This is a genomic window from Rhodosalinus sp. K401 (genome assembly GCF_041365735.1).
Taxonomy (GTDB): Bacteria; Pseudomonadota; Alphaproteobacteria; order Rhodobacterales; family Rhodobacteraceae; genus Rhodosalinus.
In genome coordinates this window covers 22,257-44,970 of record NZ_JBGFSI010000015.1, presented here as the reverse complement: position 1 = coordinate 44,970, position 22,714 = coordinate 22,257, and the positions used below count along the sequence as shown (strand labels likewise).

General features: G+C 70.2%; 26 protein-coding genes and 2 tRNA genes. 10 read left to right on the top strand and 18 right to left on the bottom strand.

Going from position 1 to position 22,714, the window contains the following annotated elements:
- Positions 1–3: 3 nt before the first annotated feature.
- Genes yidD through rpmH form a run of 3 tightly spaced genes read right to left on the bottom strand, consistent with a single transcriptional unit; the run spans position 4 to position 799 of the window.
- The gene (gene yidD, locus AB6A66_RS14585) at positions 4–237 is read right to left on the bottom strand and encodes a membrane protein insertion efficiency factor YidD (RefSeq protein WP_371056463.1); all 234 of its coding nucleotides are present in this window, start codon (positions 235–237) and stop codon (positions 4–6) included.
- The gene (gene rnpA, locus AB6A66_RS14580; RefSeq protein ID WP_371056462.1) at positions 234–644 is read right to left on the bottom strand and encodes a ribonuclease P protein component; all 411 of its coding nucleotides are present in this window, start codon (positions 642–644) and stop codon (positions 234–236) included. Before rnpA ends, yidD begins: the two co-directional genes overlap by 4 nt.
- A 20-nt stretch (positions 645–664) precedes the next feature.
- A complete protein-coding gene (rpmH, locus tag AB6A66_RS14575) occupies positions 665–799 on the bottom strand; it encodes a 50S ribosomal protein L34 (RefSeq protein ID WP_371037587.1) in 135 nt (44 codons plus the stop codon).
- Positions 800–1,095: 296 nt separating this feature from the next.
- On the opposite strand from rpmH, the gene AB6A66_RS14570 reads away from it, so the two are divergent.
- The 4 genes from AB6A66_RS14570 (at position 1,096) to AB6A66_RS14555 (ending at position 4,779) form a co-directional block, all read left to right on the top strand.
- On the top strand, positions 1,096–1,821 hold the full coding sequence (locus AB6A66_RS14570) for a TVP38/TMEM64 family protein (RefSeq protein WP_371056461.1): 726 nt from the start codon (positions 1,096–1,098) through the stop codon (positions 1,819–1,821).
- A gap of 3 nt (positions 1,822–1,824) precedes the next feature.
- The gene (locus AB6A66_RS14565; RefSeq protein WP_371056460.1) at positions 1,825–3,243 is read left to right on the top strand and encodes an NAD(P)/FAD-dependent oxidoreductase; all 1,419 of its coding nucleotides are present in this window, start codon (positions 1,825–1,827) and stop codon (positions 3,241–3,243) included.
- Positions 3,244–3,263: 20 nt separating this feature from the next.
- The gene (locus tag AB6A66_RS14560) at positions 3,264–4,649 is read left to right on the top strand and encodes a sensor histidine kinase (protein WP_371056459.1); all 1,386 of its coding nucleotides are present in this window, start codon (positions 3,264–3,266) and stop codon (positions 4,647–4,649) included.
- A gap of 53 nt (positions 4,650–4,702) precedes the next feature.
- Positions 4,703–4,779: transfer RNA gene (locus AB6A66_RS14555), tRNA-Arg, on the top strand.
- On the opposite strand, the gene AB6A66_RS14550 is transcribed toward AB6A66_RS14555, so the two are convergent.
- Positions 4,742–5,008, bottom strand: a complete 267-nt coding sequence (locus AB6A66_RS14550; RefSeq protein WP_371056488.1) for a transposase — start codon at positions 5,006–5,008, stop codon at positions 4,742–4,744. The genes AB6A66_RS14555 and AB6A66_RS14550 overlap by 38 nt on opposite strands.
- Before the next feature lie 413 nt (positions 5,009–5,421).
- Positions 5,422–5,498, bottom strand: a tRNA-Met gene (locus AB6A66_RS14545).
- Between the two features lie 101 nt (positions 5,499–5,599).
- Between AB6A66_RS14545 and pgsA the strand changes: the two genes are divergently transcribed.
- Genes pgsA through AB6A66_RS14530 form a run of 3 tightly spaced genes read left to right on the top strand, consistent with a single transcriptional unit; the run spans position 5,600 to position 6,960 of the window.
- Complete coding sequence (pgsA, locus tag AB6A66_RS14540) at positions 5,600–6,259, top strand: CDP-diacylglycerol--glycerol-3-phosphate 3-phosphatidyltransferase (RefSeq protein ID WP_371056458.1); 660 nt, start codon at positions 5,600–5,602, stop codon at positions 6,257–6,259.
- Positions 6,260–6,265: 6 nt separating this feature from the next.
- Positions 6,266–6,511 carry a molybdopterin converting factor subunit 1 gene (gene moaD, locus AB6A66_RS14535; RefSeq protein WP_371056457.1) on the top strand — a complete coding sequence of 82 codons (246 nt, stop codon included), beginning with the start codon at positions 6,266–6,268 and terminating at the stop codon, positions 6,509–6,511.
- 5 nt (positions 6,512–6,516) lie between these two features.
- On the top strand, positions 6,517–6,960 hold the full coding sequence (locus tag AB6A66_RS14530; RefSeq protein WP_371056456.1) for a molybdenum cofactor biosynthesis protein MoaE: 444 nt from the start codon (positions 6,517–6,519) through the stop codon (positions 6,958–6,960).
- A gap of 24 nt (positions 6,961–6,984) precedes the next feature.
- Here the strand turns inward: AB6A66_RS14530 and AB6A66_RS14525 are convergent, their stop codons facing one another.
- The 3 genes from AB6A66_RS14525 to ubiA all read right to left on the bottom strand — a co-directional run bounded on the left by AB6A66_RS14525 (position 6,985) and on the right by ubiA (position 10,245).
- Positions 6,985–7,311, bottom strand: a complete 327-nt coding sequence (locus tag AB6A66_RS14525; RefSeq protein WP_371056455.1) for a hypothetical protein — start codon at positions 7,309–7,311, stop codon at positions 6,985–6,987.
- On the bottom strand, positions 7,308–9,212 hold the full coding sequence (locus AB6A66_RS14520) for an OmpA family protein (RefSeq protein ID WP_371056454.1): 1,905 nt from the start codon (positions 9,210–9,212) through the stop codon (positions 7,308–7,310). The genes AB6A66_RS14525 and AB6A66_RS14520 overlap by 4 nt, the downstream gene beginning before the upstream one ends.
- A gap of 61 nt (positions 9,213–9,273) precedes the next feature.
- Positions 9,274–10,245, bottom strand: a complete 972-nt coding sequence (gene ubiA, locus AB6A66_RS14515) for a 4-hydroxybenzoate octaprenyltransferase (protein WP_371037578.1) — start codon at positions 10,243–10,245, stop codon at positions 9,274–9,276.
- An 11-nt stretch (positions 10,246–10,256) separates the two neighbouring features.
- On the opposite strand from ubiA, the gene AB6A66_RS14510 reads away from it, so the two are divergent.
- The 3 genes from AB6A66_RS14510 to AB6A66_RS14500 all read left to right on the top strand — a co-directional run bounded on the left by AB6A66_RS14510 (position 10,257) and on the right by AB6A66_RS14500 (position 12,959).
- Complete coding sequence (locus AB6A66_RS14510) at positions 10,257–11,000, top strand: 16S rRNA (uracil(1498)-N(3))-methyltransferase (protein ID WP_371056453.1); 744 nt, start codon at positions 10,257–10,259, stop codon at positions 10,998–11,000.
- A complete protein-coding gene (locus tag AB6A66_RS14505; protein WP_371037576.1) occupies positions 10,997–11,521 on the top strand; it encodes a hypothetical protein in 525 nt (174 codons plus the stop codon). Before AB6A66_RS14510 ends, AB6A66_RS14505 begins: the two co-directional genes overlap by 4 nt.
- A 67-nt stretch (positions 11,522–11,588) precedes the next feature.
- Positions 11,589–12,959 carry a glutamate--cysteine ligase gene (locus tag AB6A66_RS14500; RefSeq protein ID WP_371056452.1) on the top strand — a complete coding sequence of 457 codons (1,371 nt, stop codon included), beginning with the start codon at positions 11,589–11,591 and terminating at the stop codon, positions 12,957–12,959.
- 31 nt (positions 12,960–12,990) lie between these two features.
- Here the strand turns inward: AB6A66_RS14500 and AB6A66_RS14495 are convergent, their stop codons facing one another.
- The 10 genes from AB6A66_RS14495 to AB6A66_RS14450 all read right to left on the bottom strand — a co-directional run bounded on the left by AB6A66_RS14495 (position 12,991) and on the right by AB6A66_RS14450 (position 22,540).
- Entirely contained in the window at positions 12,991–13,530 is a 540-nt protein-coding gene (locus AB6A66_RS14495) for a GNAT family N-acetyltransferase (protein WP_371056451.1), read from the bottom strand.
- A 43-nt stretch (positions 13,531–13,573) separates the two neighbouring features.
- A complete protein-coding gene (locus AB6A66_RS14490) occupies positions 13,574–14,626 on the bottom strand; it encodes a low specificity L-threonine aldolase (RefSeq protein ID WP_371056450.1) in 1,053 nt (350 codons plus the stop codon).
- The gene (locus tag AB6A66_RS14485; protein WP_371056449.1) at positions 14,626–15,099 is read right to left on the bottom strand and encodes a YcgN family cysteine cluster protein; all 474 of its coding nucleotides are present in this window, start codon (positions 15,097–15,099) and stop codon (positions 14,626–14,628) included. Before AB6A66_RS14485 ends, AB6A66_RS14490 begins: the two co-directional genes overlap by 1 nt.
- Complete coding sequence (locus tag AB6A66_RS14480) at positions 15,096–16,034, bottom strand: bifunctional riboflavin kinase/FAD synthetase (protein WP_371037571.1); 939 nt, start codon at positions 16,032–16,034, stop codon at positions 15,096–15,098. Before AB6A66_RS14480 ends, AB6A66_RS14485 begins: the two co-directional genes overlap by 4 nt.
- Before the next feature lie 60 nt (positions 16,035–16,094).
- Entirely contained in the window at positions 16,095–16,538 is a 444-nt protein-coding gene (locus AB6A66_RS14475) for a MaoC family dehydratase (protein WP_371037570.1), read from the bottom strand.
- Positions 16,539–16,633: 95 nt separating this feature from the next.
- Positions 16,634–17,506, bottom strand: coding sequence for a TIGR01459 family HAD-type hydrolase (locus tag AB6A66_RS14470; protein ID WP_371037569.1), 873 nt, complete (start codon positions 17,504–17,506; stop codon positions 16,634–16,636).
- Positions 17,507–17,586: 80 nt separating this feature from the next.
- Positions 17,587–18,507 carry a manganese-dependent inorganic pyrophosphatase gene (locus AB6A66_RS14465; RefSeq protein WP_371037568.1) on the bottom strand — a complete coding sequence of 307 codons (921 nt, stop codon included), beginning with the start codon at positions 18,505–18,507 and terminating at the stop codon, positions 17,587–17,589.
- A 218-nt stretch (positions 18,508–18,725) separates the two neighbouring features.
- Complete coding sequence (locus tag AB6A66_RS14460) at positions 18,726–20,222, bottom strand: phosphomannomutase/phosphoglucomutase (RefSeq protein ID WP_371056448.1); 1,497 nt, start codon at positions 20,220–20,222, stop codon at positions 18,726–18,728.
- Between the two features lie 64 nt (positions 20,223–20,286).
- On the bottom strand, positions 20,287–21,903 hold the full coding sequence (locus AB6A66_RS14455) for a capsule biosynthesis protein (protein WP_371056447.1): 1,617 nt from the start codon (positions 21,901–21,903) through the stop codon (positions 20,287–20,289).
- The gene (locus tag AB6A66_RS14450; protein ID WP_371037565.1) at positions 21,881–22,540 is read right to left on the bottom strand and encodes an ABC transporter ATP-binding protein; all 660 of its coding nucleotides are present in this window, start codon (positions 22,538–22,540) and stop codon (positions 21,881–21,883) included. The genes AB6A66_RS14455 and AB6A66_RS14450 overlap by 23 nt, the downstream gene beginning before the upstream one ends.
- Between the last annotated feature and the right edge of the window lie 174 nt (positions 22,541–22,714).

Sequence of the window (22,714 nt, the reverse complement as noted above, 5' to 3'; positions counted from 1 at the left end):
GCCTCAGCGCTCCTTGGGGTCGGGGACCGGGTCCACGCCCTGTCCGCCCCAGGGGTGGCAGCGCCCGATCCGCCGTGCGGCGAGCCATGTGCCCCGAAACGCCCCGTGCCGCTCGAGCGCCTCGAGCGCGTAGGCCGAGCAGGTCGGATGGTAGCGGCAGTTGAAGCCCACCCAGGGCGAGAAGATCAGCCGATAGGCCCGGACGGGCAGGGCGACCATGCGCGCCAGCGGGCTCATCCGCGGCCCCCGTGAAGCCGCGACAGCGCGGAGCGCAGGTCGTCGAGGAGATCGGGGAACGGGCGCGCGACGGTGACATCGGGGCGACCGACGAGCACGTAATCCCAGCCGGGGCGGCCTGCGTCGGCAAGCACCTCGCGCGCCACGGCGCGCAGCCGGCGCTTGGCGCGGTTGCGGGTGACGGCGTTGCCGATCTTCCTGGAGCAGGTGACGCCCCAACCGATCGCGTCCCGCCCGTCGTGCCGGTCGCGGGCCTGGACCAGCATGCCGGGCATGGCCTGACGTCGGGCCTTGGCGCAGGCCAAGAACTGGGCGCGCTTCGTCAGCCCTTCCAGACGCGTGGACAAGGCCGCCGCCCCTCGGGCGTCAGTCGTCAGGCCGTGCAGGGGGGCCTCCGGCGGGGTCATGCCACGCCCGGGCGCGCCGTTCAGGCGGTCAGCTTCTTCCGGCCGCGGGCGCGCCGGGCATTGACGATCTTGCGGCCGGCCTTGGTGGCCATCCGCGACCGGAACCCGTGGCGCCGCTTGCGGACCAGGTTCGAGGGTTGATACGTGCGTTTCATCGCGCTCTCTCCGTCCTCGCGCAGGCGGGGCGCGCGCCGGGCCTGCATGGAATGTCGAAGCCTGCCCTTTACCGACGCGTGCCCGGCCTGTCAAACGTCAAAGCCCGGGGGGCTTGTAACAAACAGCGTATCACGCGGCGGCTTTCGGCCGCCGCCATGTTTCAGGTCCGGCCGCGTGGCGGCCTGGCCGTCACCTTGGTTCAAGCGCACGTGAAGCCCCTGTCGCGCGCCGCGTCCGTGCCTCATGTTGGCCGGGTGACACGCCCTTGCCCGAAAGGCCCGACCGAGTGAGTGAAATGACGACACCCAGCCAGCGTGGCGGCCTCGTCCGCCGTCTTCCGCTCATCGCCATTCTCATCGTGGCCGTGATCGGCGCGGTGGCGTTTCGCGACATCCTGGATTTCGATGCGCTCGCCCGGCACCGCGAGGCGCTTCTGGCCTATCGCGACAGTCATTACTGGGCCGTGCTGGGCCTTTTCCTGCTGTCCTACGTCGCCATCGTGGCCTTTTCGCTGCCGGGCGCGACGGTGGCCACGCTGACCGGCGGGTTCCTTTACGGGACCTTCCCCGGGGCGCTCTTCAACGTGCTGGGCGCCACCATCGGCGCCACGCTGATCTTCCTCGCCGCGCGCTGGGGGCTGGGGGAACGCTTCGCCGCGCGGCTCAACGCCTCCGAGGGGCTGGTGCGGCGCATCAAGGCCGGGCTGGACGAGAACCAGTGGTCGATGCTGTTTCTCATTCGCCTCGTGCCGGCGGTGCCGTTCTTCCTGGCCAACATCGTGCCCGCCTTCCTCGACGTGCCGCTCCGGCGCTTCGTCATCACCACGTTTCTGGGAATCATTCCGGGGGCGGTGGTCTACACTTCGGTCGGCGCGGGGCTGGGCGAGGTCTTCGCCCGGGGCGAGCGCCCCGATCTGGGCATCATCTTCGAGCCCCGGGTGCTCTTGCCGATTCTCGGGCTCGCGACGCTTTCGGCGCTGCCGATGCTGCTCAAGGCCGTGCGCGGCCGGAAGGGGATCTGAGTCATGGCCGTGATCAGCACCGATCTTCTCGTCATCGGCGCGGGCTCTGGCGGGCTCTCGGTGGCCGCGGGCGCCGTCCAGATGGGGGCCGACGTCACGCTGGTCGAGGGCGGCGAGATGGGCGGCGACTGCCTCAACTACGGCTGCGTCCCTTCGAAGTCGCTCATCGCCTCGGCCAAGGCGGCCCACGCGATCGCCCATCCCGCCGCGCCGGGCGTGACGCCGGGCGCGGCGGATCCGGATTACGCCGCGGCGATGGCGGGCGTGCAGGAGGTGATCGCGCGGATCGCGCCGCATGACAGCCAGGCGCGGTTCGAGGATCTGGGCGTGCGCGTGATCCGCGCCTGGGCGCGCTTCCGGTCGCCCCGCGAGGTGGAGGCGGGCGAGCACGTGATCCGCGCCCGGCGCATCGTTCTCGCCACCGGGTCCTCGCCGCTCGTCCCGCCGATCCCCGGCCTCGCGGAGGTGCCCCATCTGACCAACGAGACGCTGTGGGACCTGCGCGAGCGTCCGCGGCACCTCATCGTCATTGGCGGCGGCCCGATCGGCATCGAGATGGCGCAGGCCCACCGCCGCCTCGGATCCGGGGTGACGGTGATCGAGGGCGCCCGCGCGCTGGGCCGCGAAGACCCCGAGGCCGCGGCGCTGATCCTCGACCGTCTGCGCGCGGAAGGCGTCGCGATCGAGGAGAACGCGCCGGCCGCGGAGGTGCGCGGCAGCGACGGGGCCATCGAGGTGGTCGCAGAGGATGGACGCGTCTTTGAAGGCAGCCACCTTCTCGTCGCCGTGGGGCGGCGCGCCAACACCGACGGGTTGAACCTGGGCGCGGCCGGGATCGAGACCACCCGCGCCGGGGTCAGGGTGGACGGGCGGCTTCGCACCACGAACCGCCGCGTCTTCGCCATCGGCGACGCGGCGGGCGGGCTGCAGTTCACCCATCTCGCGGGCTACCACGCCGGCATCGTGATCCGTCAGGCGCTTCTGGGGCTGCCGGCCCGCGCGCGCACCGACCACATCCCCCGCGTGACCTACACCGCGCCCGAGCTTGCGCAGATCGGCCTGACGGAGGCGGAGGCGCGCGAAGCGCATGGCGCGCGCCTTGAGGTGGCGCGGTTCGACTATTCCGGCAACGACCGCGCCCTCGCCGAACGCAAGCCCGAGGGATTCATCAAGGTGATGGTCGCGCGCGGCAAGCCCGTCGGCGTCACCATCGCCGGACACCAGGCCGGCGAACACATCAATCTCTGGGCGCTCGTCCTCGCGAACGGGGTGTCGATGAAGTCCGTCACCGCGATGGTTTCACCCTATCCGACGGTAGGGGAAATCTCGAAGCGCGCGGCCGGGGCCTATTTCTCTCCGAAGCTCTTTGATAATCCTCTGCTGAAACGCGTCGTGGGCATGGTGCAGCGTTTCCTGCCCTGACGCCCCTCGACGGGACGGCCATGCTCAGCTCGCTTTCGGGACGCTTCCTGATCCTCACCGTCGTCTTCGTGATGATCGCGGAGGTGCTGATCTTCGTGCCCTCGGTGGCGCGCTTCCGCGAGGACTACCTGCTCGCCCGGCTGGAGCGGGCGCAGATCGCATCGCTCGCACTGCTGGCCGACGACATGATCGACCCGGAGCTCGAGGTCGAGCTGCTGGAGAATGCCGGGGTGCTGAACGTGGTCCTGCGCCGCGACGAGGCGCGGCAGCTCGCGCTTTCCTCCCCGGTCCCGGCGCCGGTCGCGGCCACCTACGATCTGCGCGATCCCTCGCCCCTCGTGCTGATCCGCGACGCGCTGGCGCGGCTCGCGGACCCGGAGGAACGCGTCATCCGGGTGATCGGCGCGCCCCTGCGCGAGGCGGGGCAGCTGATCGAGGTGACCATGCTCACCGCGCCGCTTCGTGCGGCGATGATCGACTACGGCCTGCGCATCCTCCTGCTCTCGGCGGTGATCTCGTTCGTCACCGCCGGGCTGCTGTTCCTCGCCGTCCGCGCGATCCTCGTGAAGCCGATCGAGCGTCTCGTGGGGCACATGCGCCGCTACGCGGCGGCACCGGAGGACGCCAACCGCATCATCCGTCCCGGCAACGGCGTGCGCGAGCTGCGCGAGGCCGAGGACGCGCTCGCACGGATGCAGACGGAGCTGACTCACGCGCTGCGCCAGAAGGACCGCCTGGCGCGGCTCGGCGAGGCGGTGGCCAAGATCAGCCACGACCTGCGCAACATCCTGACCTCCGCACAGCTTTTCACCGACCGCATCGGGGGCAGCGAGGATCCGATGGTGCGCCGCATGGCACCGAAGCTGGTGAATTCGATCCGCCGCGCGGTGGCCCTTACCGAAAGCGTCCTTGCCTTCGGGCGCGCCGAGGAGCCGCCGCCCGCGCTGACCCGCGTACCGCTGGCCGAGGTCGTCTCGGACGTGATCGACAGCGAGCGCCTCGCGGTGGAGGACAGCCAGGAGGTCAGTTTCTCGGAGGACATCCCGGCCACGCTCGCCGTGCGCGCAGATCCCGAGCAGCTTCACCGCACGCTCGCGAACCTCGTGCGCAACGCGCGCCAGGCGATCACGGGGACCGGACGTTCCGGAGAGATCTGCGTCTCGGCGCGGGAAGAGGACGATTGCTGGATCATTTCGGTCACCGACACCGGTCCCGGCCTGCCGCCCAAGGCGCAGGAGCACCTCTTCAGCCCCTTCCAGGGCGGCGCGCGGAAGGGCGGATCGGGCCTCGGCCTCGCGATCGCGGCGGAACTGATGCGCGGACATGGCGGAACGCTGGAACTGACGCGCACGGGACCGGAGGGCACCCGGTTCACCATCCGGCTGCCCACCGGCGATTGGGGCTGAACGGGATTTTCCGCTTGCACCCTCGGGCACCTCCCGTTATCCCCGCCACCCGTGCACCGGTAGCTCAGCTGGATAGAGTACCTGACTACGAATCAGGGGGTCGGGGGTTCGAATCCTCCCCGGTGCGCCATTAGCCTTTGCCTGCATGTTGTGCCGATGGTGTTGGCCCGCAGTCTCGGCGCCCTCCTGCGAGTCCCCCAGCAAATGGTGACGGCCAGCGGCTTATGGCGGCGGCTCGGCATGCTGCTGTCGGGCACTCCCCAGTCGGGGCCGACCGGCCGCGACAGGCTTGTGGCGAAGCCCGTCGTTCGCCGCGCCGACATGCCGAACAGCGTCTTCGGCGTCAGGCGGGTCCGGATCGCGGTGTCGCGGCGGACGGCCTAGCCTGCCGATCGGTGGCGGCATCCGGACGATGTCCGGATCGAACCGGTTCGTCAGGGACGCACGCCGCGTCAGCGCGTTCACCCGCGTATTCGGGCCGACGGCGTACCGACGGCGCATGTCAGGCCGGCCAGTCCGGTCTCGCGGCCCTGCGGGACGGGTCTGCTCGTCCTGCCTGGCGGACACCTGCCGTCGCGGGATGGAGTCCCTCCGGGCCCTAATGACACATGCGCCACGGCGGCCCTGCGGCGTCGTCGAAGTCCGCCTGCCGGGATGGGTACGCCGGAAGTCGCGGGCACGGCGACGCGGCCGCCATCATGCCCCCAGGCGCTGCCGGTTCCACCGACGGAGCTCAGGAGCTTCCAGAAAGCTTGGGCAACTACGGAAAATTTGGTAGCGGAGGAGGGACTTGAACCCCCGACACGCGGATTATGATTCCGCTGCTCTAACCGACTGAGCTACTCCGCCACGGCGACGTGGTGACTAGGCGAGCGGGCGGGGGGCGTCAAGTGAAAACGAGGACGCAGGCGCGGGTTCCACGCGCCGCGCAACCGCGCTAAAGGGCGGGCATGCGCTGGACACTGCCCAACATACTGACCGTGTTCCGGCTCGTCGCGGCGCCGGGGTTGGCTGCACTCTACCTGCTGTTGCCGCATCCGCTGGCGGACTGGGCAGCACTCGTGCTTTTCCTCGGCGCCGCCGCGACCGATTGGGTGGACGGGCGGCTGGCCCGCGCCTGGGGGCAGGTCTCCCGCATGGGCGCCATGCTCGATCCCATCGCGGACAAGGCGATGGTCGCGGTGGCGCTTCTGGTGCTCGTGACCTTCTCGTCCTACTCCGCCTGGATCGTGCTGCCCGCGGCACTCATCCTTTTCCGCGAGGTCTTCGTCTCGGGCCTGCGGGAGTATCTCGGCCCGGCAGTGGGCAGTCTGCAGGTCACCCGGCTGGCGAAGTGGAAGACGACGTTGCAGATGGTGGCCGTGGCCGTGCTGTTCGCCCACGGGATCTTCGAGCATCACGTCGGCATGATCGCCATGGGGATGGATCGGCCGCTCGTCGAGGATATATTGGCTGGGCGCGAGCAGGATCTGCACGGCCTGCGCGCCCTCCTCGCCGGCGCGCTCTGGACCGGACAGGGGGGCGTCGCGCTGCTGTGGCTGTCGGCGGTGCTGACGCTCTGGACCGGTTGGGAGTATTTCCGCAAGGCCGTGCCGTATCTGAAGGACTGAACCGCCATGGACGTTCTCTATTTCGCCTGGGTCCGCGAGCGCATCGGGCTGCCGCGAGAGACCCTGCAGACCGAGGCTGCGACGGTGGCCGACCTTGTAGACGAGTTGCGCGCGCGCGAGGAGCGTTACGCCGCCGCCTTCGCCGACACCTCGGCGCTGCGTGTCGCCGTGGACCAGGAACTCGCCGATTTCGACGCGCCGCTCGCCGGCGTCCGCGAGGTCGCGTTCTTCCCGCCGATGACCGGGGGCTGAACGCCATGCGCGTGATCGTGCAGGACGCCCCCTTCGATTTCGGCGCAGAGGCCGGCGCCTTCTCCGGCGCGCAGCACGGGCAGGGCGCGGTCGTCACCTTCGCCGGGATCGTCCGCGACACGGAGGCGGCCGACCTGAAGGCGATGGAGATCGAGCATTACCCCGGCATGACGGAGAAGGCGCTCGCGACGATCGCGGAAGAGGCGCGGGCCCGCTGGAGCCTCGGGGACGTTCTCGTGATCCACCGTCACGGCCGGCTCGCGCCGGGCGAGACGATCATGATGGTGGCCACCGCCGCGCCGCACCGGGCGGACGCCTTCGCGGCGGCGGAATTCCTGATGGATTACCTGAAATCGCGCGCGCCCTTCTGGAAGCGCGAGATCACCGCGCGGGGCGCGGACTGGGTCGCGGCGCGGGAGGAGGACGAGGCCGCGCTCTCGCGCTGGTGAGGCGCGCGCGCGCCCGGCCTTGGATCAGCCCGCTTCCATCCGCTCGAGCCGGTTGCGCAGCTCCTCGGCCTCGTGCCGCGCATCCCGCAGGCCGTCCATGGCGGCGCGCAGTTCCGCCTCTGTCTGCGAAAGCTGGTTGGTGAGCTCGGCCTCGCGCTGCTGAAGATAGGTGATCGCCTGATCGCGCGTTTCCTCGGCGGCGTGCAGTTCCTGCGCCATGCGCTCCAGCTCGCCCATGTCGGCGCGGGAGACCCGCGTGAAGCGGTGCACCAGCCAATGCGCGAACCAGCCCACCGCGAAGGCGACGAAGAGGATGACCGCGGTGACGATCACGAATTCCGTGCGGGTCATTGGCTTTCTCCGGCCGGGGGCTCTGCATCGGCGTCTTGCCGGTCGTCGTCCGCGGCAAGGCGCTCCAGCACGGCCTCTACCTCGGATACGGGGTCGGCGGGAAGCAGGCTGAACTCGATTCGCCGGTTGGTCTCCCGGCCCGCCTCGGTTCCGTTGTCGGCGATCGGGTCACTCTCGCCGTAGCCGCGGGGCACGAAGGACGACGTCAGAACCCGGCGGTCGCGAAGCTCGGCCAGGACCGCCTCGGCGCGCTGCTGGCTCAGATCGAGGTTCATGGACTCGCGCCCCTGGCTGTCGGTGTGGCCCGCGATCTCGAGCGGCAAGGGGCCGCAGTCCCGCAGCACTTCGGCGATGTCGTCGAGGATGAGCCGCGCCGCGGAGTCGAGCGTGGCCGAGCCCGGCTCGAAGTTGATCTTCCGGCCCTCGGTGATCTCGTCGATCATCGCCACGCATTCCGCCGGGGTCGGCAGCGCCGCCTCGGGATCGAGCGCCTCGCGGTAGGCCACCTCGATGGAGAATTCCGACGACGCCCCCAGCTTCTCGGAAAGAAGGGAGGCGATCTCGGCGCTGGCCTCGGCCTTTCCGGTCTCGCCGCGGACGCGGATCGAATCGGGGCGGATCGTCACCGCGCCGTTGGCGAGCTGGGCGAGCGCCTCGAGCCCGGCCAGCACCCGCACCTGCCATTCGGCGGGCAGGCTGTCGTCCACCACCGCGGCGGTGTACACGGCCGCGCTGCCGAACCGCGCGCGCGCGAAACTGTCGGCGATCGTGCGATTCGTCTCGCTCGAAATGCGCCCGCGCAGCTGCACCGAGCCTTCCGGGCTCAGCGTGGCGATGAATTCGCGCGGGCCGGTGTCGGTCTCGTCGGGAACCTCGGGCAGAACCGCGTCGAGCGCGAAGATGTCGGGCAGATCGGCGCCCAGCTCACCGGACACGCGCTCGAAGAGGGCGGGATCCGTGCCCTCCGCCGCGACGAGCGCCACGTCGGCATCGGTGATCGTCACCGAGCCGCCGTCCAGTTCGGCGAGCGCGGCAATAGCGCGCTCCGCCGCCTCGGGCCAGGCGCTGGAGGGCACGCCAAGCCCGATGCGGCAGTCCGCCTTTCCGTCCATGCCGGCGGCGGCGGCGGCGGCCAGGATCCGCGCGCGCCCCTCCTCGGTCGAGGCGGAGCAGGCATCGAAGCGCGCGCCGCCCTCGTTGAGGACGAAGCGCAGCGTGAAGGGGCTGATCACCGGCCGCGGCGCCGAGATGTCGAGCGCGAGGCGCAGCGTATCGGGGACCTGGCGGGCGAACTCGGTCTCGAGGCTGCGTTTCTCGGCCGCACTGTCGCTCATCGCGGTGATGGCCACGGCGCCCGCCTCTATCGAGATCTTCGCGCGGGGAAGACGCTCGAGCGTGGACAGGCCGAAGTCGAGCGCGTCGTCCCAGCCCTCGGGCGTGGGGTAGTCGGCCACCTCCATCAGATCCGAGACGCTGCCCCCCGCCACGCTCCCTTCCAGCCGCGCCACCATGCCCTCGCGATCCGTCGCCGCCGGCACCAGGCCGATCACCGAGACGCCGTCCTCGTTGCGCAGGATCTCGATGGAAAAGCGCGGGGGCGCCGGCCGCGAGGCTTCGGCCACGTTCACGTTGTCTATCACCCGCGCCGCGTCCACCACGCGTCCGGCGGTGGACAGCGCCCGGAACCGCTCCGCCTCGTTCGGGGCGGTGCCGATCAGGTAAAGCTGAAGGCCGTTGGCATCCACCTCCGCCCAGTGCAGCCCGGCGCGCGTGAGCTCGGTGCGCACCCCCTCTTCCGAGCCCTTCTCGATGATATCCACCGAAAACACCGCGGCGAGCGCCGCCAGCAGGCCGGCGACGGTGAAGGCGAGAACGGGAAGGGCGAGGGGTTTAAGTCGCATCGAGCCTGTGCCGGGTGGCTTCGGACCGCACGGTGATACGCGCTGCCGGGGGCGGATTCAATCAGGCCAGAAGCGCGGCGGCGAAAAACAGCACAGGCAGCAGCCCGGCATCGCGGTTCGAGCGGAAAAGCGCCAGCAGCCGGTCGTTGTCGCCCAGGTCGAGCCGGCGAAGCTGCCACGCCATGTGCCAGCCCATCGCCCACGGCCCGCCGATCGCGATCACGAGGGCGAGGATCTCGCCCGAGGGCGCGGCGCCCAGGATCGCGAGCCCCATGAGGACGACGCTCGCCACAAGGAAGCGGCGCAGCCAGCGCGGCGTTTCGCCGCCGAAAAGCCGCGCGGTGGACTTCACGCCGATGAGCGCGTCGTCCTCCTTGTCCTGGTGGGCGTAGATCGTGTCGTAGAAAAGTGTCCAGGCCATGCCCGATGCGTAAAGCGCCAGCGCCGGCCACTGGAGCGCCCCGGTGTGCGCCGTCCAGGCCAGCAGCGCGCCCCAGTTGAACGCGAATCCGAGGAAGATCTGCGGCCACCAGGTGAAGCGCTTGGCGAACGGGTAGATCGCCACGGGCAGCAGCGCGAGAATCCCCAGCGCGATGGCCGCGGGGGGAAAGGTGGCGAGGATCAGAAAGGCGAGGATGGCCTGGGCGCACATCCACGCCACGGCCTGGCCCAGCGTGACCTGGCCCGACGGGATCGGCCTGAGCGCGGTGCGCGCCACGCTGCCGTCGATGTCGCGGTCGGTGATGTCGTTCCAGGTGCAGCCCGCCCCCCGCATGAGCCAGGCGCCGATACCGCAGCCCGCGAAGATCCACAGATCCTGCCAGCGCGCCTGGCCGGTGGACAGCATCGCCAGCGTCAGCCCCCACCAGCACGGCAGCAGCAGCAGCCAAGTGCCGATCGGGCGGTCGGCGCGCGACAGGCGCAGGTAGGGCCGCGCCGCGGGCGGCGCGAGGCGGTCCACCCAGTTGCCCGTCACCGCGTCGGCGACGGGGCCGGTCTCGGCGCGCTCTGGCGTCTCGCCGTTGGCAGGCATAGAAGGGCCTCATGGCATCCGTTGTCCGGCTCTATGTAGAGCACCCGCTGGGGGCGGGGCAAACCGTTCCTCTGGAACGCGCCCAGGCGCATTACCTCTTCAATGTCATGCGGCTGGGCGAGGGGGCGGAGCTTCGGATCTTCAACGGGCGCGACGGCGAATGGGCGGCGCGCGTGACCGGGGCGGCCAAGCGGGGCGGCACGCTGCAATGCACCGGGCAGACCGCGCCGCAGCGCGACCCGCCCGATCTCTGGCTGCTTTTCGCGCCGATCAAGAAGGCGCGCACCGACTTCATCGTCGAGAAGGCCGCCGAGATGGGCGCGGCGCGGATCCTGCCCGTCCAGACCGATCACACCAATGCCGAGCGGCTGCGCCGCGACCGCCTTCAGGCCCACGCCGTGGAGGCGTCGGAACAGTGCGGCGGGACCTTCGTGCCCGAGGTTGCGGACCTCGCACCACTGTCGCAGATCCTTCGGGGCTGGCCGGAGGGCCGGCGCCTTCTCGTCTGCGACGAAGCGCGCGCGGGAGAGGGGGAGAGCCTCGACGCGTTTCTCGGCAGGCGCGCGGTCGAGGCGCCCGGCCCCTGGGCCGTGCTGGTGGGCCCCGAAGGCGGCTTCTCGGAGGCCGAGCGCGCCCGTCTCGCCGGGCTGCCCTTCGCGGTGACGGTGAGCCTCGGGCCGCGGATCCTGCGCGCCGACACCGCGGCCGTGGCCGCGCTCACCCTCTGGCAGATCGCGCTGGGGGACTGGCGGTGATCCGGCCGGAGGTCGCCGACGCGCTGGGGCGGTGGCGGGAGGCGCTTGCCGGCGCGGCGCTGGCGGCACTCGGTCTCTGGGCGGCGCTCGCGGGCCTGGGCCTCCTCGCCTGGCTGGGGTGGATGGCCGTCGCGACGGGGCTCGCGCTCCTCTTCGCGGGCATCCAGCGCGGGCGGTTCCGGCGGCCCGGCGGCGGGCCGGGCGTGGTGGAGGTCGTCGAGGGCCGGATCGCCTATTTCGGGCCCGTCTCGGGCGGCGTGGTGGCCCTTTCCGAGCTCTCCCAGCTGCGCCTCGACCCTTCGGAAGATCCGCCGTCCTGGGTGCTCGTGCAGCCCGGCCAGCCGCCGCTGTCGATCCCGGTGACGGCGGCGGGGGCGGATGCGCTTTTCGACGCCTTCGCCGCCCTTCCGGGGATCCGGACCGGCCACCTCGTCGACGCGCTGCGCGGGGGCGGCGCCGCGCATCCCGTGGTCGTCTGGGAGCATCCCGCGGCCGCGGACGGGCGGCCCCGGCTGCATTGACACCCGCGCCGTTCCGGCCCATCCCTGTCGCCCACCGATCCAGCCTAGACCACCGGAGCAAAGCGCAATGTCCATCCCCCAGTCCGGCGGCGGGCCGATCGAGCACCAGGACCAGCTTGCGCAATACCTCGAGGCCGGCTGCAAGCCGCCCGAGGCGTGGCGCATCGGCACCGAGCACGAGAAGTTCGGCTATGTCCGCGAGACGCTGGCGCCATTGCCCTACGAGGGCGCACGCTCCGTGCGCGCGGTGCTGGAGGGGCTGCGCGACCGACACGGCTGGCGCCCCGTCGAGGAAGGCGGCAACCTCATCGGGCTCGAGAAGGACGGCGCGAACGTCTCGCTGGAGCCCGGCGGCCAGCTCGAGCTTTCCGGCGCCCCGCTCGAGAACATCCACCAGACCTGCGACGAGGTGAACGCCCATCTCGCCGACGTGAAGGACATCGCCGACGCGCTCGGCGTGGGCTTCATCGGGCTCGGCGCCGCGCCGGTCTGGCGCCACGAGGACATGCCGATGATGCCCAAGGGGCGCTACCGGCTGATGACCGACTACATGGACCAGGTCGGCACGATGGGAAAGTCGATGATGTACCGCACCTGCACGGTGCAGGTGAACCTCGACTTCGCGTCCGAGGCCGACATGGTGCAGAAGCTCCGCGTGGCGCTGGCGCTCCAGCCCGTCGCCACGGCGCTCTTCGCCAACTCCCCCTTCTTCGAGAACCGTCCCACAGGCTACAAGTCCTGGCGGAGCCGGGTCTGGCGCGACCTCGACGACGCGCGCACCGGCATGCTGCCCTTCGTCTTCGAGGACGGTTTCGGCTTCGAGCGCTGGGTCGACTACGCGCTCGACGTGCCGATGTACTTCGTCTACCGCGACGGGCGCTACATCGACGCGCTCGGCCAGTCCTTCCGCGACTTCCTGAAGGGCCGGCTGCCCGCGCTGCCGGGCGAAACGCCGACGCTGTCGGACTGGGCCGACCACCTTACCACGATCTTCCCCGAGGCGCGGATCAAGAAATACATCGAGATGCGCGGGGCCGATGGCGGGCCCTGGCGGCGGCTCTGCGCGCTGCCAGCGCTCTGGGTGGGGCTGACCTACGACCAGGGCGCGCTCGACGCGGCCTGGGATCTCGTGAAGGGCTGGAGCGCGGCGGAGCGCGAGGCGCTTCGCATCGCCGCGGCCGATCAGGGCCTGAAGGCGCGGGTGGGCGACCTTTACATGCACGATCTCGCGCGCGAGGTGCTGGACATCGCGGAGGCCGGGCTGCGCGCCCGGGCGCGCGAGGGCGCGGGCGGGCTGCTGCCGGACGAGACGCATTTCCTCAACGCGCTGAGAGAGAGCGTGGAGAGCGGGAAGGTCCCGGCCGACGAGCTTCTGGAGCGTTACCACGGCGACTGGCAGGGCGATCTCAGCCACATCTACGCCGAATACTCCTACTGAAGGGCAGGATGCCCGCGCCGGCGGGGCCGCGCTACCAGTAAGCAGGATCGTCGAAAGCGGGCACGCAGCGCGCGCGGCCCTTCAGCGGATCGAGGGGCCGGGTCGTGAGGTTTTGCGCCAGCCACCCCTCGGGCTGCTGCAGCGGGTGCGGCGGCGCTGCCGTGTCCTCTCCGATCGGGGCGAATCCGACCTTGCCGTAATAGGCCGGGTCGCCGTAGGTGATCGCCACGTCGGCCCCCCGGTCCCGCATCACGGCCAGGCCATGGTTCAGAAGCGCCTGCCCGATCCCCTGGCCCTGCCGGGTGGTTTCCACCGCGACGGGCGCCAGAAGGAAGACGATGCGCGCGTCCTCGTCATAGGCGAGCCGCGAGAAGATGATGGCCCCGGCCAGCACACCGCCCTCCCGCGCCGTGAAGACGGCGAGGTCTTCGTCCTTCGTCGTCTCCAGAAGGTTCTTCACGAGCGTCCCGATGAGCCGTCCTTCCTCGGCGCCCTCGGAGGCGCCGAAGGTTGACTCGAAAAGGGCGATGATCTCCTCCGCCCGGTCCCTGCTGTCGGCGGAAAATTCCATGCCCCTCTCCTTCGCGCCTGTCGGCTTTCGTTAGCGCGGCCCTTCAGGCCCGGCCCTGCGCGATCGCCACGAAGCGGTCGATGTCCGCGTCCGTGATCGACCAGTCGCAGACCATCCGCGCGGTGAGGGGCTCGTCGGGGTCCGCGCCGTCGAGCGATCCCTCCCAGAGGTAATACTGCGCGCCCGCCTCTTGCAGACGAAGATGAGTGGCCCGCGGCATCTCGGCGAAGAGCATGTTGGCCGCGGGCTCGCAGAGGAAGCGCACGCCGGGCGCCGCGCGCAGCCCGGCGGCGAGGCGCGCACAGGCGGCGTTGGCGCGCCGCGCGCTCTCGAGCCAGAGATCGCCCTCGAGATAGGCCGCCATCTGGGCCGAGAGGTAGCGGTGCTTGGAGAAGAGATGCGCCCCCCGCTTGCGGCGCAATTCGAACTCCCACGCCGTCGCCGGGTCGAAGAGGATCACCGCCTCGACGCCAAGGCAGCCGTTCTTCGTGGCCCCGAAGCTCACCGCGTCCACGCCGGCCTTCCAGGTCATCTCGGCGGGCGTGGCGTCGAGCGCCACCAGCGCGTTGGCGAAGCGCGCCCCGTCCATGTGCAGCGGCAGGCCGAAGCCCTTCGCCACCTCGCCGAGCGCCCGGATTTCCTCGAGCGTGTAGACGCCGCCGCGCTCGGTCGCCTGCGTGAGAGAGACCGGCCCGCGCTGCGGCCCGTGCACGCCGCGGCTTTCCTCGCGCTCGATCGCGCGGTGGAGCGTTTCGGGTGTCATCCGGTCGTCGTCGCCCACCAGCGTGAGCTTCGCGCCGCCGGAGTAGAATTCCGGCGCGTTGCACTCGTCCTCGTGGATGTGCGCGACCGGCGAGCAGAAAACGGTCTGCCACGGTGCGCCCAGCGTCGCGAGCGCAAGCGAATTCGCCGCGGTGCCCGTGGCCACGAGATAGATCGCGGCCTCCGGCGCCTCGAAGATGTCGCGCAGCCGCGCCGTGACCGCGGCCATGTCCGCGTCGGCGCCATAGGGCATGGCATAGCCGGTGTTCACGCGCGACAGCCCCTCGACCACCTGCGGGTGGGCCGGGCCTGCGTTGTCGGAGGCGAGATGCATCAGACGGGCTCCTCGATGATGAAATCTTCCCAATCGTCCTCGTCCACCTCGAACTCGGGCACCGTCATGCCGTGCGCCGAGACGCCGGCGCGGTGGACGCTTTCGGGATCGTCCGAGATGAGCGGATGCCAGTGGTAGAGCGGGCGGCCCTCGTGCAGCAGCCTGTAGGCGCAGGTCTGCGGCAGCCAGTGCATGTGATCGTCGAGCGTGTCGGGCGTGAGAACGATGCAGTCGGGCACGAAGCGGTGACGGATCGGATACTGCGTGCAGCGGCAGCTTCCGTCGTCGAAGAGCCGGCAGGCCACGCGGGTCAGCCAGACCTCGCCCGTATCCGCGTCCTCGAGCTTGTTGAGGCAGCACTTGCCGCATCCGTCGCAAAGCGCCTCCCACTCGGCGCGGGTCATCCGGTCGAGGCGCTTTCGCTCCCAGAAACGGGGCGCGAGGCCCGAACGGTCGATCGGATCGTCGCTCATGGCGCCTCCAGCACGGCGCGGGCGCGCGCGACGTCCGTCTGCATCTGCGCGACGAGTGCCTCGACGCTTTCGAAGGCGGCCTCGGGGCGCAGGAACTCCACCAGGGCCACGGACATGTGCGTCCCGTAGAGATCGCCTGCGAAGTCCAGCAGATAGGTTTCGAGATTGGGCGTGTTGACGCCGAACTGCGGCCGCACGCCGAGGGACGCGGCCCCCATGTAGTGACCGGCATGGGGCCCCTCGGCCACGTCCACGAGTACCGCGTAGACCCCGAACCGGGGCGGGTGCAGCCCCTCGATGGACATGTTCGCGGTCGGATAGCCCAGAAGCCGCCCGCGCTGCTCTCCGCCCACCACGGGCCCTTCGATCCGGTGCCAGTGGCCGAGCAGTTTCGCCGCGTCGCGGGGCCGGCCCTCGGAAAGCGCCGCGCGGATGGCGGTGGAGGATACCCGCGTCGCGCCCTCGAGATGCATCGGCGCCACGGTGACGCCGAAGCCCATCTCGCTTCCGAAGCGCTGCAGCTCGGTCACGCTTCCCGCGCGCCCCTTGCCGAAACAGAAATCCTGCCCGACCACCACATGGGCGAGCGCAAGCCCGTCCCGGATGACCTCGCGGGCGAACGCCTCGGGCGAGAGCGCGGCGAGACTCGCGTTGAAATTGAGTTCGTAGAGAATTTCCACCCCCAGCTTCTCCAGGCGCGAGGCGCGCGCCTCCGGTCCGGTCAGGCGGAACGGGGGCGCGTCGGGGGCGAAATACTCCCGCGGATGCGGCTCGAAGGTCAGAACGCCCAAGGGCGCGCCATGGTCGGCCGCCCGCGCCCGCGTCAGGTCGAGCACGGAAAGGTGGCCGAGATGCACGCCATCGAAGTTCCCGATCGCCACGGCCGCGCCGCGATCCTCCGGGCTGGTGAACTGGTAGTCGCGCACGATCCGCATGCGCGCTCCCCTAGCGCCGGGCGGGGCCGGGCGCAAGCGCGCCCGCGGATCGCCTGCCGGTCAGTCGAACTTGCGCGAGGGCGCGAGCACCGTGGCCTCGCCGATGAGAACCTTCTTGCCGTCCACGCGGCAGCGGCAATCGAGCTGCACACGGCGCTTGGCGTGGTCGATAGCGACCACCTCCACCTCGGCCTCCACCATGTCGCCGGGGCGCACGGGGGCGAGAAACTTGAGCGTCTGGCCCAGATACACCGTGCCGTGGCCTGGAAGCTGCTCGCCGATCACTGCCGAGATGAGCCCCGCGGTCAGCATCCCATGGGCGATGCGACCCTCGAAGATGGTGTCCTGCGCGTAGGCGTCGTCGAGGTGCACCGGGTTCCGGTCCGTCGAGACCTCGGCGAACATCTCGATGTCGGCGTCCGTCACCACCTTCCGCAGGTGACGGGTCATGCCCATCTCGATGTCCTCGATGCAGATCGTGCCGCGCGGCATGTTGTCCAACATCCGACCCCCCCAACGCAAGAGCAACAATCGGACTTCGTGATGCCCGAGTTCGCAACTTTATTGCTTTGCGCGCGCAGAAACGCAAGCCTTGATTTTCAGCGGAGCCGTCCGATCGCGTATGTGGGCGACACCTGCTCCCGCCTCAGATACGCCCCGAGCGCGTCGGGATCGGGCTGACGCTCCGTGCGCGTCTCGCTCTGAGCGAGGCCGCCCGAGATGAAGAGCGAATCGATATCCTCGCCCATGGCGCCGCGGATGTCGGTCTGCGCCCCGTCGCCGATGGCCAGGATCTCGCCGCGGTCGACATCCTGCCCGAGCGCGGCAAGACGCCGGCGCGCAAGGTCGTAGATCGGCGGGTGCGGCTTGCCGAAATAGAGGCTTTCACCGCCCATCGCCGTGTAGAGCGCTGCCACCGCGCCGGCGCACCACTCGCGCCGATCGCCGCGGTCCACCACGATGTCGGGATTGGCGCAAAGAAACTTCAGCCCCTTCTGCTTGGCGTAAAGCAACTCCGGGCGCAGGGCCTCGGGATCGGCCATCGGGTCGAACGGCCCGGTGCAGACGATGCCCTCGGCGCTCTTAAGCTCCACCCGTTCGATCTGCGCCGGCGCCTCGATCAGGGCGAGCGGCTCGAAGAAGCCGAGATCGCGGTCCTCTCCCATGAAGAACACCTTCTCGCCCACCGCGCCACGGAACATCGCTGCGCGCGCGCTGTCGCCCGAGGTGGCAATCGTGTCCCACGCGTCGTCCGGCACGCCGAAGCGTTCGAGCTGGGATTCCACCCCGCGCCGGGGCTTGGGCGAATTCGTCACCAGCACGACGATGCCCCCGGCGTCGCGGAAGCGGCGCAGCGCGACCACAGCCTCCGGCAGCGCGCGCACGCCGTCATGGACGCAGCCCCAAAGGTCCACGAAGGCCGCGCGGTAGCGCCCGGCCACCTGGTCGAGCGAATCGATGAGTTCCGTCATGGTGTCGGATGTCCTTCGTTCCAGCGGGAAAGAGGCGCCGCGCGGGCGCCCCGATGCGCCGGTTGCGCCCCGTCGGGGGCTCAGACGGTCAGGTTGGGAATGATCTGCTTCTTGCGGCTCACGATCCCGGGCAGGACGACGGTATCGCCCTCGACGGTCGCGCCGAAACTCTTCTCGGCCACGCGCTTCACCAGGTCGTTCGGCACCAGCAGCGTGGCCTCTTCCCGCAGGATGTCCACGACGAAAAGCAGCACCTCATCCACGCCGTCCTCCTGCGCGACCTCGGGCATGGCGGCCATCAGCGCGTCCTTGCGCCCCAGCACGGCGTCGGGGCTCGTGGTCTCGAGCACGCCGACGCGGAACGACGTGCCGCCGACCTCGTACTGCTTGCTGTCCATCCGCAGAAGCTCGGCCTCGGAAAAGGCCGAGACGTCGGACTTAGCCGCGAACATCTCCGCGGCGTAGTCGGAAATCGAGATCCCGAGATCCGCGGCGAGCGTCTCCGCCAGCGCCCGGTCATGCCCGGTCGTGGTGGGGCTGCGGAACTCGAGCGTGTCGGAAAGGATGCAGGACAGCATCGCGCCCTTCATCGCCTCGGGCATCTTCCCGGCATCCGCGCCCATGAGATCGTGAAGCAGCGTCGCGGTGCAGGCGAGCGGCCGCACGGTCAACTCGATCGGCGCCTTCGTCTCGATGCCACCGGTCAGCCGGTGGTGGTCGATGATCGCCTTGATGTCGAGCGCATTCACGTTCTCGGGCAGTTCGGACGGATTGTTGGTGTCGAGGATCACAACCGGCGCGCCGTCCTCGAAGCCCTCGGCGATGCGCGGCTTCGCCAGGCCCCACCGGTCGAGCATGAAGGCGGCTTCGGTATTGGGCTCGCCCAGAAGCACCGCCTCGGCGGGCTCGCCCTTCACCTCGTTGAGGTACCAGGCCCAGACGATCGGAGAGCCGGTGGAATCGGTGTCGGGGGCCTTGTGGCCGAAAACCTGAATCGTCATCGAAAGCGGTCCTGTCCCTGGTCTGGAATCTCGCGCGCCTTATAGGAGCCGCGACCGTCCTTGTCACGAGGCCCCCGGCGCGGCGCCTTCTTCTTGGTGGAAATACTCCGGGGGTGAGGCGCGGAACGCGCCGAGGGGGCAGCGCCCCCTCGCAACGCCCCCTCCCGCGCGCCCGCGCGCGATACGGGCCCCGTCCCCGGCGCTGCGGGCAGTCGCGCTCAGATCGTCTGGTCGTAGTCGCCCACGGCGGGTTCGCTGCGGATCACCGCGTCGATGTCGTGGAAGATCGCGCGCATTTCCTCCTCGCTTTCGGGGCTTTCGCACACCACGACGAGGTTGGGCGTGTTGGAGCTCGCCCGCACCAGGCCCCAGGCGCCGTTGTCGAGGATCACCCGCGCGCCGTTCACGGTGACGATGCGGTCGACGGGCCGGCCGGCTATCGGCTCGCCCGCCGCGGCGCGTGCTTCCAGCTTTCCGACGATGCGGGCGAGGACCTCGTATTTCTCCCCGTCCGCGCAATGGGGCGACATGGTGGGCGTGGACCAGGTGCGGGGGAGCGCGCGGCGCAGGTCGGACATGGCGCTTCCCGGGTTGCGGTCGAGGATCTTGCAGATCTCCACCGCCACGCGCATTCCGTCGTCGTAGCCGCGCCCCACCGGCTCCGCGAGGAAGTAGTGCCCCGATTTCTCGAAGCCCGCGAGCGCGCCGATCTCCTTCACGCGGCGCTTCATGTGGCTGTGCCCGGTCTTCCAGTAATCGGCCTTCACGCCGAGCGCCTGAAGCTCCGGGTCGGCGGCGAAGAGGCCCGTGGACTTCACGTCGGCCACGAAGGTGGACCCGGGATAGAGCTTGCCGAGGTCGCGGGCCATGATCACCCCCACCTTGTCGGCGAAGATCTCCTCGCCCGCGTCGTCGACCACGCCGCAGCGGTCGCCGTCGCCGTCGAAGCCCAGCGCGAGGTCCGCGCCGGTCTCGCGCACGACGCGGGCCATGTCGTGCAGCATCTCCATCGCTTCCGGGTTCGGGTTGTAGTTGGGAAAGCCGTAGTCGAGTTCCGTGTGCAGCGGGATCACCTCCACCCCGATCCGCTCCAGCAGCGCGGGCGCGAAGGCGCCGGCCGTCCCGTTCCCCGTCGCGCACACCACGCGCAGCTTGCGCGACAAGCGGAAATCGCCGGCGAGATCGTCGAGATAAGCCTCGCGCACCCCTTCGACCGCCTGCCAGCGCCCGCCCGGCCGCGGGGCGCCTTCGCCCTCCATGACGATGCGCTTGAGTTCCGCCATCTCGTCCGGGCCGTGGGTGAGCGGGCGCTCGAAGCCCATCTTCACGCCGGTCCAGCCGTTCGGGTTGTGGCTCGCCGTGACCATGGCCACCGCCGGCACGTCGAGGTGGAACTGCGCGAAATAGGCCATGGGCGAGAGCGCCGTGCCGATGTCGCGCACGTCGATGCCCGCCTGCACCAGCCCGAGGATCAGCGCCTGCTTGATGGCGAGCGAGTAGTCGCGGTAGTCGTTGCCCACCGCGATCACCGGCTCCAGCCCGCGCCGGTGCATCTGCGTGCCGAGCCCCAGGCCCAGCGCGGTCATGCCGGGCAGGTTGATCTCTTCGGGATAGCGCCAGCGCGCGTCGTATTCGCGAAAGCCGGTGGGCGCGATCATCGGCTCGCAAAGGAACTCCCAGGTGTTCGGTCGGCTCTGGGCGGAGGGGCGGGTCATTCTGGTCTCCGGGCTGCGGGGAATTCCGGGCCGGTCGGGCGGCCCGCTTTCATGGCGCGGCACCTCAGGAAGAGAGTTGCTCGCGCAGGATCGAGGCGGTCAGCGATATCATCAGGTAGATGCCGGAAAAGATGAGGAACGCCAAGACGGTGTTCTCGAAGGCGCGGGGGTAGGCCGGATCCTCGGGCGCGACGGGCCTCACCGAGGTGGTGAGGTAGCGCACCTGCGCGTTGGCGTCGCGGCGGCTTTGCTCGAGCTGCTCGAGCGCGGATTGCATCATCAGGTCGCGGGTCGCCACGTCGGCCTGGGCGAGCTGGATGCGCGCGGCGAGCGCGGCGAGCGAGTCCTGCCCCTGGCTGGCTTCGGTCATCTGCGCGTTGACTTGCGCCAGCAGGCTTTCCAGCCGGCGGATGTCGCCCTCGACCCCGTCGAGCTTGGCGGCGTTCGGCCGGGCGTTGTCCAGAAGGGCGGCACGCTCGAGCTGCTTTTCCTGAAGCTGCACCTCGATGTTGTTGATCTGTCCCCGAAGCGCGGCGATCCGGCCTTCGGGGTCCAGCACCGCCCCCTCCTGCTGGAGCGCCACGAGGCGTTCCTGGGCCGCGCGCCGGGCCGCGTCCGCCTCCTCCAGGCTGCGCCGGGCGTCGGCCACCTGGTTTTCGCGCTTGCGCTGCGACAGGCTGTCCACCCGCTCTTCCGCATAGCCGATCAGCGCCGTCGAAAACCGCGCGGCAACCTCCGGGTCGGCGGCGGACACCTCCATCCGGATGATGCCCTCGGTCGGGTCGAAGCCGATCTCCACGCTGCGCTGGTAGACCTTGTAGGCCTCCTCGGTGGAGGCGTCGTCGGGCATCCGCTGGATCGGGTCGATCCAGGGCTGCGAGAAATGTGCCTTGAACCCCTCGTCGGCGTCGAGCCGCAGCATCGCGTCCTTCGATTGCAGGAAGGACTGCACGGCGATCGCGTCCTGGTTCGTGGCGAACTGCGTGCCCGACAGAAGCCCGCCCATCCCGGCCTCGGACCCGCCATCGGCCTTCAGGATCAGGAACTCGGACTTCGTGGCGTACATCGGCGTGGCGATCGCGTAGAAATACCACCCGGCAAGCAGCGTGGGCAGGAGCACGAAGAACGCGAGCCGCGTCAGCAGCAAAAGCGCCTTGCGCCGCCGCCGCCGCGCGATGTCGCGCTGCACGCGCGTGATCTCCTGCGCCCGAAGCTCCGCCGGGTTGAGCCCGGTCGAGGGCAGCCCGGCCTCTCCCGGGCCCGTGGTCGTCTGCGGCAGCTGGATGCGCGGCGCCGGGCTGTCGCCGCTCTCCGTGCCCCCTGTCGCGTCCTGCCCCGGCACCACGAGGGCGAGCATGTTGGCGCGCTGGAACGGGTCGACCCCGCGGGCGCGCAGCTTGCGCACCGCGTCGAAGTCCGACGCGACCGAGAGGCCGTGTTTCTGCGCGACGCGGCGCGCCATGCGAAGCTGCCGCCCGGTCAGGCCCTCGCGGCGGATCGCGTCGATCTCGGCGGCGGGACCGTCCGACGGACCGGCCGTGTCACCCGCGCCAGGGGTCCGGGCTTCGGGGGTGGGGCCCGGCGCGTCCGCCTCCCTGCCCGGGGCCGCCGCCGTCCGCGCCGGTGCGCCGGGCGGCATCCTGCGGACGCGGAACTTCCTAGCCTTGGGCTTCGTAGTCATAGAGCTGCTTTGCTTCTTCGAGTGTGTCGAACATGTAGAGCTGGCCGTTGCTCAGCACCGCCGCGGAGGCGGCGAAACGTTCGAGGATGTCGGGCTGGTGCGACACGATGACGAGCGTGGTCGTGCGCAGCCGCTCGCGCAGGATCTCCCCGGCCTTGCGGTTGAACTCCACATCGGTCGAGGACGGCATGCCCTCGTCGATGAGGTATATGTCGAAATCGAGCGCGAGCATGAGCGCGAAGGAAAAGCGCGCCCGCATCCCCGACGAGTAGGTGCCGACCGGCTGGTCGAAGTATTCCTCGAGCGCGCAGAGCCAGCGGCAGAACGCCTCCACGTAGTCCGGGTCGAGGCCATAGAGCTGCGCGATGTAGCGCGCGTTCTCCCGCGCCGAGTGTCGCGAGACGACGCCGCCCATGAAGCCGAGCGGAAAGGACACCGAGGCGTTGCGGCGGATCTCGCCCTCGTCGGGTTTCTCGAGTCCGGCCATCATGTTGATCAGCGTGGTCTTGCCCGTGCCGTTGGGCGCGAGGATGCCGAGCGAGCGGCCGATTTCCACCCGGAAGGACACGCGGTCAAGGATCACCTTGCGCTGCGTTCCCGTCCAGAAGGACTTGCTCACGGTGTCGAACTCGATCATGGCGTCCTTCGATGCGGTGCCGGTTACTCTTTACGCGCGATTTCGCTGCGAGGGAATTAATCGTCGATGTTGGCTCCAGTATGTCGGCCCCATGGCGGGCGCGGCAAGCCGGCCGCACAATGCTGCCGTATGGGCGATCTGCCGGGCGGGCGGCTTTGCGCTCGCGGGCCCGCG